Here is a 13632-nt window from a genome sequence, read left to right on the forward strand (position 1 = left end):
AATGCTCTTCCTCTGTGCAGCAGGGGGGAGTTTTTTAAAATAGCGGGAAGGGGATTATTCACTTGAAACCATTGGCAAAGAAGCAACACACCTTAACACCCGCCCCTCCTATGGGATGGAATAGCTTCGATTGTTATGGATGCGCGGCATCCGAGGAAGTGCTGTTCGATAACTTGGAGGTTATGGCGAAGCGACTGAAGAGCGCCGGCTATGAATATTTCGTTGTCGACAATGGTTGGTTTGCAGAATATGAGATTGCTCCAGGTTATAGCTTTCCGACAGCTAAGCATGCTAGCGATGTAAGAATCGATGAATACGGAAGGTATTTACCCTCACATTGTTATTTTCCGAACGGTCTGCAGCCATTGATCGAACGTGCTCATGAGCTGGGACTCAAATTCGGCCTACATATCATGCGTGGTATTTCCCGAAAAGCCGTCGAACAGAACCTGCCGATCTACGGTACGCCATATCGGGCTGCAGACATTGCTAATACGGCGGATACCTGTGTTTGGTGCCATTATAACTATGGTATCGATATGGATAAACCTGGTGCACAGCCATTTTATAACGCTTGGATTGGTCAACTCGCCGAATGGGGGGTGGATTTCATCAAGGCTGATGATATTACCGGCTTTCCTCGTGAAATAGAGGCTATCGTGAAAGCAATCGAGCAGAGCGGTCGTGATATCGTACTAAGCCTCTCACCTGGGGGCCAGACGATCCTTGAACGGATGGACACCTATAGCACGGCAAATATGCTAAGGACGACCAAGGATGTCTGGGATAATCAACGTGATATCGATAGGGCCTTCGACAAGTGGCTGGAATTTAACGACGTTCGGAAGGAAGGCTTTTGGCTGGATATGGACATGATTCCTTTCGGTCATCTGAGTGTATGGAGACCTGAAGTGAAACAACAAGACGTTGACTCTACGAAATCACATCAGGAAGAGCTGTTTAGCGGAAAGGGATCCGAACGCATGAGCGGGTTAAACCGCAGCCAGAAGCTAACCTTCATTACGATGAGGGCGCTTGCTGCCTCTCCTTTATTCATGGGAGGTGCACTGCCCACAACGGATGAGTTTTCGTTTGCACTACTGACGAATCCCGATATGATTGCTTGCAATCAAAACGGCGTCATGGGAAAAAGAGTTTATCACAAAGAAGGGATAGAGGTTTGGTCTGCTTTGAAAAAGGGCAGTCTCACAGAGGGATGGCTCGGTGTTTTTAACCGTACGGGAGAGCTGAGGTCTGTTGAGATTACGCTGCAAGAGCTCTCCTTGTTGCAAGCATCCGTCTATCAACTGCGAAATCTTTGGGAGGAACCTGCTATGAACTATGATGGAGCTCAAATAGAAACGCAGATTGATGCGAATGGCGTTTTGTTTCTACAATTCCAAGGAAGGGATGGATTGGTATGACGTCTGAAGCTGCAATTAATAATTGGAATATTCTTGTTATTACATCGGATGAACATAACGCCAAGCTTATGGGCTGCGCGAACCACCCTATTATTCGTACACCAGGCCTTGATCGACTGGCCAGAGAGGGGACGCTTTTCACAAAAGCTTATTGCGCTTACCCGATCTGTGCCCCTACCCGGCAAAGTTTTATCACGGGGCAATACCCGATGGAGCACGGTCAACTCAGTAACGCACATGTGTTTGATAAACGAAACCAGACATGGGCGCATCATTTTAAAAAGCATGGGTATACGACGGCTTGTATTGGTAAAATGCATACCAATCATGAATCCTACGATTACGGCTATGATTATAGATACAGTACGGAGCACTTTTCAGACGAGATCAAAGCGAGCAGAGCCGCCAATCCACCGCAATTCGATCCTGATGACAAGCTGATATTCGACGCCATAACCGATATTCGGGCTGGAGGGAAACAACCCTCACGGCTGCATGGTAAAGTCGTTAGCGATGAGTCGTTAGAAACCGATGCTATTATGTTGAAAGAGGCGATTCAATACTTGACGGAGCATCAAGCGGAGAAATTTTTCTTGCATGTTTCGTTCGTTCAACCCCATTGGTATTGGAATACGGGTCAAGATTATTATTATATGTATGACCCTGACAAGATTGATCTGCCAGAGAGCATCCCTGGTGAATTGGAGAGCAATGCGATCGTATATAAAATGGCGGAGCAGGCCGGATGGTTTCAAAATACGGAAAAGATGAACAGGTTGGCGCGAGCGCGGTATTACGGCAGTATTAGCTGGATGGACCATAATGTCAATCAACTGCTTGATACCCTAGATGAGCTAGGGCTTACGGGGAATACACTGGTTATGTACTTCTCTGATCATGGTGATATGGCCGGTGAAAAGGGGCTTTGGCTTAAAAATCAGATGTATGATTCCTCAGCTCGTATACCGCTTATTGTACGGATGCCAGGTGTCGTTCCTGCTGGTACAGTGAATGACAAGCTGATCAATCATGTCGATTTGTTTCCAACACTTGCGGGTCTGACAGGTACGCAGGATCATCTGCCGAATAATATTACCGGCACTGATTTATCGGGTCCCGTGATCAGCAGTGGAGACAGCCATCATAATCAAACAGAGAAGACATTCACATTCAGTGTACAGGGGTTAAACAGTGTTGACGGCATACCTATGCAGGTTATGGCACGTTCGGAACGCTGGAAGTTCATTCAGTATAACCTAGAAGCTCCCGAGCAGCGATATGTTATGTACGATATGAATGATGATCCGGAAGAAACGCGAAATCTTGCTTATGAAGAATTGTTACAGCCTGTCGTTCAGGAACATCTGCATGCCATCAAAACGTTTCTTCAGGGATTGCGAAAGCCGAAATATGAGGTGGTGAAGCTCATAAAGGATGCGAAAGCAACGCACTAAAACACTCAATATCATTGAAGAAATTTCTAGGAACACCACGGCAGCCGGCAGACGATCGGTTACCGTTTTCATTGAAGAAACAGGTCGTTTAACGTGGAGACTTCAACAAAAGCTGATTAAGGGAAGGCATATGAATTCATTGATTATGGGGAGTATTTTCAAGAGATACAACTGCCGATATTGCACCGAATCATTTAATCAAACCTGGAATGAAATTTGTATTCAAGAATAAAGTAAATAATTTGCCTTATGGCGGCAAAGTAACAATACATTTATGCAATGGATAAAAATTTTTTGCAACAATTTGAATCCATTCTACGTTTGAGGTATTGTAAGCGAACTAAGCTCAACGAGGGGATAGAAACTGCGTAAGCATTTAGAGAAATGATGGGAAACAAAGTGAGGAGGAATTTACTTGAAGAAGAAATTATTAATTGCACTTGGACTTACGGGTGTTATCGCAGCATCTATTGCTGTTGGAGCATATGCGGCAACGGACATTAAATTATTTATTAACGGGAAAATAATCAATGCGGATTTGCAGATCGTAGATGGATCCAGCTATGTTCCTTTGAGGGTTGTTTCTGAGTCACTTGGAGCTAATGTACAGTGGGATGAAGACAAACGGGAGATTAGAATTACGGGACAACCGGGTCAAGTAGGCCAAACCATCTATGAGAATACCCAATATGGCTTCCGTTTCACGCTGCCGGACAGTTGGAAAGGGTACACGATCGTAACGGACAAATGGGAGGGTCTTCCTGTAGGGGATGCCCAAGGCGATAAGGTCAGCGGCGCGAAACTCAGCATCCGCCATCCCGAATGGACCGCTGAAAAGCCTAGACAGGATATCCCTATACTCGTCTTTACTGTCGACCAATGGAACGAGCTTCAGCAGGAGAAATTCCACATTGGCGCAGCGCCTATCGGCCCAAGCGAACTGATGCGCAATGACAAATACGTGTTCGCACTTCCGGCGCGTTATAACTTTGCATACCTTGATGGCTACCAAGAAGTGGAAGACATCTTGAAGAGCAATCCGATTCAACCGATGAAGTAATCCAATCTCAAGAAAAGATTACCCTTTGCCGTATACGGCCTAGAGAATATGCAGACACAGTGGTATCGAGCTAACGAGGACCGATCGCGCAAATACAAGGGACAGATTGCCGCGGCAGCTGTCCCTTGTTTCATACAGGAGAAGATAAGTTAGAGGCTGCCGAACGATTCGGCAGCCTTGCTGCGCTAGTCGGAGTTTATTTTAAATCGCTCTTGTTATTATGCGCGAGACAATGGTAACATTTACTAGGAACACGTGTTTGTTTTTTTGTATTTTCCAACGGAGGAGCCGATGTACATGATCCAGTTGACGAACAGCCAGGCGCGGCAATTTCTGCTATTGAAGCACGGGCTGTTGGGTGAATATCAATTTGCCGGAAAGCAGGGAGTATTGGATTTTGTGCGGCAGGTCGGCTGTATTCAATACGATCCTATCGATGTATGCGGTAAAAACGCCGAACTGGTGTTGCAGTCGCGAATAAAAGGTTTTACCAAGAACATGCTCAACGAGTTGCTGTATCAAGATAGAAGCCTTGTCGATTATCCCGACAAGAACTTGGCCATTATCCCTGTCGAGGACTGGCCGTATTTTGAACGGTACAGGCAGGCCGCCCGAGAACATGCCAAGCGCTATCCCGAAATGGAAGCGCTGATAGAGCAAGTACGGGCTTACATCCAAGATCACGGTGCGCTAAGTTCAGATGATCTAAAATTGGATGGGAATTTCGCTTGGCAATCGGCCATCCACTGGAGCAGCGGAAACAATTCAACCCGCTCGGTGCTGGAGCAGATGTACTCGACAGGCGAGTTGATTATCCATCACAAAAAAGGAACGCGAAAGTATTACGATATCGCCGGGAAGTACATACAGCCAACTCTGCTGAATGCGCCGGAGCCGCTGGAGAGCGAGCTTGAGCATCACAAGTGGCGGGTACTGCGTCGAATCGGCGCTGTTGGCCTATTATGGAATCGTGCATCCGATGCCTGGCTGAATATATGGGGATTGAAAGCGGAGCAGCGCAATGAGGTTTTCCGCCTGCTGTTGCACGAAGCTCGCATTGTTGCTGTTGCCGTGCATCAAATGAAGGATATCCTGTACTGCCGCGTGGAGGACTTGCCGTTGATTGAAGCTGTCCTGCAAAAACCGGCGTCAAAATGGCGATGCGAGCTGATTGCCCCACTAGATAATTTCATTTGGGACAGAAAACTGATCAACGAATTGTTCGGATTCGATTACACTTGGGAGATTTACACGCCTGCAATCAAACGTAAATTCGGCTATTATGTGTTGCCTATAATATACGGAGAAAGCTTCATCGGACGAGCCGAGGTAATCGCGGAGCGAAAAGCAGGGACGCTAGTTGTCAAAAACATCTGGTACGAGAACAACATAAAGCCAACAAAGCAATTGCGAACAGCCTTGAACAATTGTTTCCGAAATTTTGCATTATTCAACGGATGCGACAGGATTTTGATAAATTCTATGGATTGACATACCCAGTCCCAGGTAACCTTCCATCGGTGACTAAGAAGCTGCCATTCCTTTATGCATTGCAACCAAGTGTTTCGACATTCGTAATACAGCATATACTGATGTACGGAGGTGCTTGAGATGGATTTTCTGAAGGATTTAGGCAAGCTGGCAGGCCATGTGACAGGCAAAGTGCTTGGAGGAACTGTCCGTGTGGCAGGGGAGCTTGTTCGCAGTGATTATATAAAGGAAATTGGGAATGATGTAGAACAGGTCACGGCCAAAACGGGTGAGATCGCAGGCCATGCAGCGAGCGGTGTATGGGATTTAGGCGCAGGCTTAATTACCACGGATAAGCAGCAATCGAAGGCTGGACTTCATGAGCTTGAACAAACGGCAATTACGACGGCAAGAGGAATTGGCCATGGAATCGAGTATGTGGTTGAGAGCGGAAAAGATGTCGTGACAGGCTTCAAGGACAGCGATAAAGCACGGTTGAAAGACGGCCTGAAAAAGCTGGGAAAAGCTGCCGCTATCAGCATTCTGGCTATCGGTGTGATCGATATCGTCGATGGTCCGGACGTACCGGATTCCTCAGGTTCGACATAAAAACAGACCCAACAAGATATCGGTCGGGTCTGTTTTTATGACGCTACTATCGCCGTCGCATCAAGCGACCGGGTTCCCTCCTAATAGGGGCCCGGCTTTTTGCTAGCAAAAACTCTATTGCATACCTGAGGCCCATTTGACCGTGGATTCGAAGATTTTCCACCCATCATCCGAGATTTTCCCTTCCGAGTCATAAAAAACGTAGTAGTATACGAGCCGAGCAGGCGCGACTTCGCCGTTCGCGTCTTTGGTACCATTGTCGTATGCGAAAATCATTCCCTTGGACTTATCATCCGGAGCTGTAGCGATGACTGCGGCTTGTTCACCGGGGGTGGCATATTCCGTGTTGCTTATTTTAGTGTACACATCCAATCTGCCCTTAAAGCCGGAGGCAATCGGATGCTTTTCATTTACAATCTCAATCGTCTTAATGCCTTGTTCATGGACAAATTGTCCCGCTTGATCCTGGTTCTTGATCATTCCATGAAGGGCTGCCACCTTCGAGTCGATGTGATAATAGGAGCGGTTGTGCTTACGAGTTTAGTTCCGAGGTCACTGGGCTTGGCCGTATAGCTAATATAGATCAAACCAACATTTTTTACATCTTCTGCCGTAACTTCTTTACCGGTTTTAGCCGTGACTTCCATCCCCATTTTCTTTAGCCGTTGAATGAGGAAGGGGTCCCCGACTTCACCGCCTATAAAAAGAACCTTATTCGATTTCGGATTGGCTGTGGTCGTTTTTGTTTCCGACGAGCATGCGGTGATAGAGAAAAGAGTTAACATGAAAGCCATTAAAGCAATGAGTCGTTTCATCAACGAATTCCCCCCTATTATAGAGAGTTACTAATATTACCATTGTAGAGAAGTAGATGAAAAAAAGTTGGGGCGATGCCATCTTAGAATAGGGGTTTCGAATGATTGTATGTAGTGCATAGATGAGTGAAACATAATCATAATTATTAATTTAAAACCAGTTGTTGAGATCCATGGAGATCAATTTACCGATCGAGAGGAAATAAAAAAAAATAAAGTATGTGCTGATAAGCGTTGGTACATAATATCAATATTATTCGTTGAAGGAGTGAAAAAATGGATACAGAAATGCTTGATGAAAATCTTGAAGCATCTGTTGAGGCATCGGATGTTCTCTCCGTTCCAGAAGGAACAAAAGAGTTTGTCGACATCATTGGTGATGAAAAACTCGATGGCTATGGTAACCCAGCCTCAAATTTTGATACACAACAATAAAATTTGAACTCCCCGTGAATTTGGGGAGTTTTTATTTTTAATATCGAAAGAGGGGGCTATTTCCCACGAAAATTTGCACATGATACGCTCGAAAAAGAAAATTATCGATCTCCTTACCAAGTTGTGGGGCCTTGATCGACAAAGGTTGTTTGGATGGGATGGGGCTCTACATTTATCACCTGTACCAGTAGAAGTGAAACCTATTCCGGCTGCGACCCGGCGCTGAGATTTAGAGGCTTCTTGGGAAACAAATGGTTAGTGCCTGTTTAGGTCTTTTCTTTTTCGGCTGGATCGCCGTTTTGGTTATTCTGCTGATTCAAATATTCATAAGCCACTTATATTTTTCGTTAATCTAATAGGAACGAAATGGAAGGCGCCACCGGCGTCTTTTTTCGTTTTGTGAAGAATGTCATTTTTAAACGAACGGGAAGGGTAGTGTTGAGATGATTGCGAGCAAGGGAAAACAACCGACTTTCAGACTAGTCTTTCGGTCTTTATTAGAGGACCTATTCTTTTGATTAAACAATAATGTCGTATAATGTCGAAATTAAGAGGAGTGGTCGCGATTATTGTCGAACCAGACATGGCAGCTATTTGATTTCTGTATAAGAAACCTTACTTAAGATGTTGAAGAAAGGACACATCCCCAATGAAAAAAAATTACTGGCTTGCAGCTCTGTTTAGTTTGATGCTGCCTGTACAGGCTGTGCCGGCATTTGCTTCTGACCAGCAGCCTTTCACGGATATTCAAGATTCCTATGCTAAAGAAGCAATCATAAAATTGTATAAGGATGGTATCATCTCGGGAACTGGCGAACACTTGTTTGAGCCTTCTCGGAGGATTTCCAGACAAGATGTCGCTCTTCTCTTGGTTCACGCACTTCAGTTAGATACCGGCGAGATTCGTGCAACCAACTCCTTCAGCGATATACCAGTCGGACATTACGCTTATGAAGCCGTTGAAACATTACATAAATTAGGTGTAGTTAATGGAATTTCTGAGGATCAATTTGGTGCGGATGTACCGATAACCCGAGAAGAGATTGCAGCCATACTTATGAGAATAGGCCATTATTTGAAGAATGGACAAGGCGTTCGTTTAGCTGTTCAAGATAAGGAAGCCGTTAGCGATTGGGCTAAGGACTATGTCCAAGCGGCTATTGAGTCCGGCATTATGGTCGGAGATGGAGTTAATTTTCACCCTAAGGATAATCTTCAAAGGCAGGAAGCTGTCCAAGTTATTTTTAACTTTATTCTTAATCATAAGAATTTTGCCGTCGTTCAGAACGTGTCCAAGGACTCTGTTGTTTTGAACGGAACAACATATAAGATTCCTGTATATTTACAAGGGATTTTAAACGAAGATAACAATCCAGTGCTGCAAGATGCATTTATTACATTCACATCCTACCATAATACGATACAGAGAATTACCTCTCTCGAAATAACCAAGGGTGGCAAGGAGCCGCGGTCTGAGGAGAAAGAATTTACGGGCAACCTCGTTTTTAATGGACATGGAGCTGTTCTCGACGGAACTCTCTACATCGGTGCGGATTTTATTACCCTGAAAGATATGTATATCAAAAAGGATCTAGTGATAGGGGAAGAGGCAAAGAACGACTTCTATTCAGAGTCCATTCGAGTAGACGGCAGTACCCTTGTTAATGGCGGTTCACAGGATACCGTCGTGTTTCAAGACGCGACGCTAAACAGCGTGGAAATTAACAAGCAGAACGTCAGAGTGGAACCTATCGGCCAAACTAGCGTTTCCCAGATTACTGTGAACAGCAGCTCAACGATCCAGGCTGATAGTAATATTACGATTCCAAAATTAACTATTGCTGACGGTGCGAATAATGTTTCCCTAAACGCAGCAGTCTCAACCTTAGAGGTGTCTGGAACACAGGGTAAAACGCTGTCTGGAACATCGAATATTGCAACACTAACAATAACCGAAGGTGCAAGTGTCAATCTAGCAACCACCGGATCCGTAGGTACTCTCCAAATCGTATCGGACGCCAGCAAGCTTACTTTGGGATCGACGACTACGGTAAATTCTCTTGTGATTCCGGAAAATATAAGCGTCTCTTCGGTTGTAAGCAACTATAACCAAGTTAGTTCGCAAGTGGGTACCGTCTCGACGCCTACTTCCACGACAACAACAACAACAACAACGACTACAAATTCAACGAATACAAACCATGCTCCGCTTGTAGCGAAGCCGGTCGCCCCTCAGCAGATCAATTTGTATGGCGGCGAACAAACCATTAGTATATCAGAAACTTTCCAGGACCAGGATAACGACTCGCTTAAACTGACCGCCACATCCAGAAATCCTGGGATTGTCGCTGCAACGCTGAATGGCACGGACCTTACATTAAAACCGATATCCTTAGGTACAGCGGTGATTATTCTAGGAGCGAATGATGGTAAGAAAACAACAAGCTCCTCAATAAGTGTTACTGTTTTTAATGGGAATCGCGCTCCTCAGGCAAGCGAGGTCTCTATACCTGACCAGCTGCTCTCCTTAGGTAAAGAGCCTGTAGCCATTGATTTGAGTGATAAATTTAGCGACCCTGAGGGAAATCCTCTTACATATGAGGCAAAGGTGATTCCTTCCGACTTGGTCACAACAGTGGTGAAAGATAATAAGCTTTACTTAAGTACGGAAGCAACATCAGGAAAAGCAGTAGTTACGGTAACAGCCGCGGATGGTAATGGAGGCGTAGGTTCCCGATCCTTCAATGCGAATATCAATGAGGCGCCTGCAATCGTTACTCCGATACCGGAGCAAAAAGAGATGACTGAAGGAGGGCCATCAGTTAGCCTTGAATTAACTGAATATATCAAAGACCCGGAAGGCAATGCGCTTACCTTCGCGGTGAACTCACAGGATCAAAATGTGGCAACAGCTGATTTGGTAGGAAGTAAGCTTACTATCACTCCGCTGTATGCAGGCTCCACAAAAGTTAATGTTACGGCAGAGGACCCATTCGGCAGAACGGTAACGTGTGAGGTAACTGTAGACATTAATGGTAACCCATCGGCGGACAAGATTATTGCCAACCAAATTGTAACGATCAACGGAAATGAATTGACAGTTGGTCTCGCTGACGTGTTCAGTGATCAGAACGGTGATCACCTCAATTACCGAGTCAAAGTAAAGGACGAGTCTATCGTCAGCGCGGATATCGCTCCGGGATCGACGAATTTGCTCATCCGCGGGCAGAAGGCGGGATCAACACAAGTTACAGTAACTGCCGAAGATGGCAGGGGCGGTTCTGTCTCCACGTCATTCGAAGTTCTATCCAATCAGGCGCCAAAAGCATCTTCGATTGATTTGAATGAACAAATGATATCTATCGGGATAGATCCGATAGAGATTGATTTGGAAGACAAATTTGCCGATTTGGACGGTGATGAGCTTAGCTACGAAGTAAAAAGCGAGCATCCCGAAATTGTGGTTTCAGTAATGGATGCAGCGAAGAAAAAGCTTTTATTATCGACCGTCGCTTCGAGCGGTGAATCGAAAGTGACGATTACAGCTAACGACGGCAAGGGCGGAAGCGTTACGCGCGAAATCTATGTTAAGGTGAATCAAGCTCCGCTTATCGCTAATAATATGCTGATTAACGATTTAACTGAAGGCGGACCAAGCAAAGAACTGGATGTTCAAAAATATTTTGCAGACCCGGAAGGCCAACCTCTGACATTCAAAGCGAACCCGCAGGATCTGAGTAAGGCTACGGTGCAAGTAAACGGAAGCAAGCTGACCGTCACTCCGTTACTTGGCGGAACGACCAAAGTTACTGTTACAGCAGAGGATACGTATGGCCGATCGGTGTCGTCAGAGTTGGACTTGATCATTAATAATAATCCTGTAGCCGGTAACCTTGAGAGCATTCCCGTTACTATTGGAGTTCCGTATACGGTAGACCTGGGCAATATCTTTAGTGATGCGGATGGGGATCAACTCACGTATACTGCTGTATCGTCTCAAGAAGGTACAGTAACGGCATCCGTATACGACGGAAACAAGCTTCATCTGAACGCCTTGCAGGCAGCTACAGGATCGATTAACGTGACGGTTTCTGCCAATGACGGGAAGGGTGGCTCATCGAGCAAGGACCTCCAAGTGGAAGTCAACCATGCACCGACTGCAACGGTCTTCGATCCAATAGATCTCGAGAAGAGCTTCTCAACAGAGATCAGCCTGAGCGGGATGTTCCAAGACGTTGATCAGGATACCCTTTCCTTTAAAGCAGTATCGGAAAAACCAAGCACAGTTACAGCATATGTGAATGAAGACGGATTGCTGAAGCTGACGGGACTTATGGTTGGAGCCTCAAAAGTTAGCGTTACGGCGGAGGATGGCAAAGGAGGCACTGTTACTACCGATGTGTACGTAAATGTCATCCCTAGACCTAATTCAGCACCGATCGGGCTGCCTATTAATGATCAGACACTACAATATGGTGATTCACCGCTTAACCTGGATTTGTCTTCTTATTTTAGCGACTCTGATAAGGACGAACTCACTTACAGTGTACTGTCCTCGGACCTCAATTCGGTTACGGCCGCAGTATACGGATCCAGCCTGCAGATAACTGCTGCGGGGGTTGGATTTGCAACGGTTCAAGTAACGGCTGACGATGATTTTGGAGGCAAGACTGACAATCAATTCGATGTGCTGGTGACGGATCCGGCAGCCAACCAACCACCGGTACTGAGTGCCGTTCCAACCCGGACGGTTGTTCAGGGGAGTCCTCCGCTTACAATGGACCTAGCTAATTATTTTACTGATCCTGAGGGGGATGTACTTAGCTTTAAAGCAATATCGGATGATACTTCCGTGGCGGACGTATCTTTAAATGGAAGCTTGTTGTCCATTAGTCCTGGACTGATAGGAACAACTACGGTAACTGCCTCCGTGTATGACGGAACAAATCCTTGGCTTAAGAGCAGCTTTAAAGTGATTGTTAAACGGCCTAACGTAGCTCCGATTGTTGCATCTTCTATCAGTGACAAGCTATTGACGTTAGGTGTTCAAGCGAATGCAATTTCATTGACCGGAGTTTTCCAGGATGCTGACGGGGATGGGCTTACGTATACCGCAACCTCCTCTGATACAGCCATTGTCGACACTGCTATATCCGGCAATGAGCTTACATTGACTGCTCAAGGAGTTGGTACGGGTACGATAACGGTTACGACCAATGATGGAATGGGTGGATTCACCAATACTTCTTTCCAAGTAACAGTTAAAGACGCGAACAAGGCACCAGAAGTTTCCTCGACAATTGCGGATAAACTGCTAATTCTGGGAGACCCGACCGACCCTATTTCACTAGCAAGCTTGTTCCAGGACAATGATGGGGATACCCTTACGTATACGGCTGTCTCATCGGACAGCTCGCTAGTAGGCACGTCAGTAAGCGGTAATAATCTTCAGCTTCAATTGAATGGCAAGGGAACGGCTACTGTCACGGTTACAGCTAATGACGGGAAGGGCGGAACGGTGGATACATCCTTCAAGGTAAGGGTTTTGAAGGCTGAAACGTTAACGATTAATACCAAATCCGGCATACAGAATATAAGCTTTGATATAAAGACTTATTTCCCGACCCAGCCAGCGACAGAACTCAAAGTAATACCACAGCCATTGTCAGGCATTCTATCCAATTACCAGCTGACCTTAACAACTGGCATGGCAAACGGCTCCACTTTAATTGTTGCTGCTAGTGATGATACCGGTCTGCGCGTGAAACTTATGATAGAACAGCAGACGACACGTAAAGCGTTTATTTCCGATTATGTGGATGGTTCCAACGGACGAGCAGCCATTCAGGTCTATTACCCGGATGACGGTATGTCGGGCATGCAAACGGGTTACGAATTGTTTTTTTATCAATGGGTGAACTCAACAAATAAAGCACGAGTTTGGTCTTTGCCGTTTTTGCCGTTCTACCCAGGGATGCCGTACATTATTATAAATAGCAATTTCTATGACTTTTTTGATATCACTAACGCCGCTTATTATAACGATGAGGCATTCTTTAGCTTAGATGGATACACTCTATACGCTCTCGTATTAAAGAAAGACGGCCAAGTTGTTGACGTTATAGGGAATCCGGTAGAGAACCCTACAATCGCTCCACCGTCTATTCTCCCTAAAGGAGGCACCATTGTTAGAAAATCGGGCATTCTTTCCGGATCCCAGTCGTTTAGCCCGTTCGGAGAATGGGATAGTTTCCCGAAAGATACATTTACGAACTTAGGACGTCACCAGCCATAAAAAGACGCAAAAAGAAGCGGCGCATATGGATAGCCGCTTCCTTCTGTAAACTTGGCGTGACGTAAAATAG

Annotated in this window: 9 protein-coding genes; 7 read left to right on the forward strand and 2 right to left on the reverse strand. The window is 45.6% G+C overall.

Going from position 1 to position 13632, the window contains the following annotated elements; translation table 11 throughout:
• Positions 1 to 71 precede the first annotated feature (71 nt).
• The 5 genes from J2X61_RS06280 (at position 72) to J2X61_RS06300 (ending at position 6017) form a co-directional block, all read left to right on the forward strand.
• Positions 72 to 1424 carry a glycoside hydrolase family 27 protein gene (locus J2X61_RS06280; protein WP_310186627.1) on the forward strand — a complete coding sequence of 451 codons (1353 nt, stop codon included), beginning with the start codon at positions 72 to 74 and terminating at the stop codon, positions 1422 to 1424.
• Positions 1421 to 2878 carry a sulfatase family protein gene (locus J2X61_RS06285; protein ID WP_310186628.1) on the forward strand — a complete coding sequence of 486 codons (1458 nt, stop codon included), beginning with the start codon at positions 1421 to 1423 and terminating at the stop codon, positions 2876 to 2878. Before J2X61_RS06280 ends, J2X61_RS06285 begins: the two co-directional genes overlap by 4 nt.
• A gap of 415 nt (positions 2879 to 3293) precedes the next feature.
• A complete protein-coding gene (locus J2X61_RS06290; RefSeq protein ID WP_310186629.1) occupies positions 3294 to 3938 on the forward strand; it encodes a stalk domain-containing protein in 645 nt (214 codons plus the stop codon).
• 297 nt (positions 3939 to 4235) lie between these two features.
• Positions 4236 to 5429 carry a winged helix-turn-helix domain-containing protein gene (locus J2X61_RS06295; protein WP_310186632.1) on the forward strand — a complete coding sequence of 398 codons (1194 nt, stop codon included), beginning with the start codon at positions 4236 to 4238 and terminating at the stop codon, positions 5427 to 5429.
• A 120-nt stretch (positions 5430 to 5549) separates the two neighbouring features.
• Positions 5550 to 6017, forward strand: coding sequence for a hypothetical protein (locus J2X61_RS06300; RefSeq protein ID WP_310186634.1), 468 nt, complete (start codon positions 5550 to 5552; stop codon positions 6015 to 6017).
• 114 nt (positions 6018 to 6131) lie between these two features.
• On the opposite strand, the gene J2X61_RS06305 is transcribed toward J2X61_RS06300, so the two are convergent.
• Positions 6132 to 6497: a hypothetical protein gene (locus tag J2X61_RS06305; protein ID WP_310186635.1), complete on the reverse strand. Its 366-nt coding sequence runs from the start codon at positions 6495 to 6497 to the stop codon at positions 6132 to 6134.
• Positions 6494 to 6832 carry a hypothetical protein gene (locus tag J2X61_RS06310; RefSeq protein WP_310186636.1) on the reverse strand — a complete coding sequence of 113 codons (339 nt, stop codon included), beginning with the start codon at positions 6830 to 6832 and terminating at the stop codon, positions 6494 to 6496. The genes J2X61_RS06305 and J2X61_RS06310 overlap by 4 nt, the downstream gene beginning before the upstream one ends.
• A gap of 276 nt (positions 6833 to 7108) precedes the next feature.
• On the opposite strand from J2X61_RS06310, the gene J2X61_RS06315 reads away from it, so the two are divergent.
• Both J2X61_RS06315 and J2X61_RS06320 read left to right on the forward strand, forming a co-directional pair.
• The gene (locus J2X61_RS06315; protein ID WP_310186637.1) at positions 7109 to 7267 is read left to right on the forward strand and encodes a hypothetical protein; all 159 of its coding nucleotides are present in this window, start codon (positions 7109 to 7111) and stop codon (positions 7265 to 7267) included.
• A gap of 649 nt (positions 7268 to 7916) precedes the next feature.
• Positions 7917 to 13562 (forward strand): Ig-like domain-containing protein, encoded by a 5646-nt coding sequence (locus tag J2X61_RS06320; protein ID WP_310186638.1) that lies wholly within the window; start codon positions 7917 to 7919, stop codon positions 13560 to 13562.
• Positions 13563 to 13632 lie beyond the last annotated feature (70 nt).

Source organism: Bacillus sp. 3255 (assembly GCF_031456485.1).
In the GTDB taxonomy this organism is placed as follows: Bacteria; Bacillota; Bacilli; order Paenibacillales; family NBRC-103111; genus Paenibacillus_E.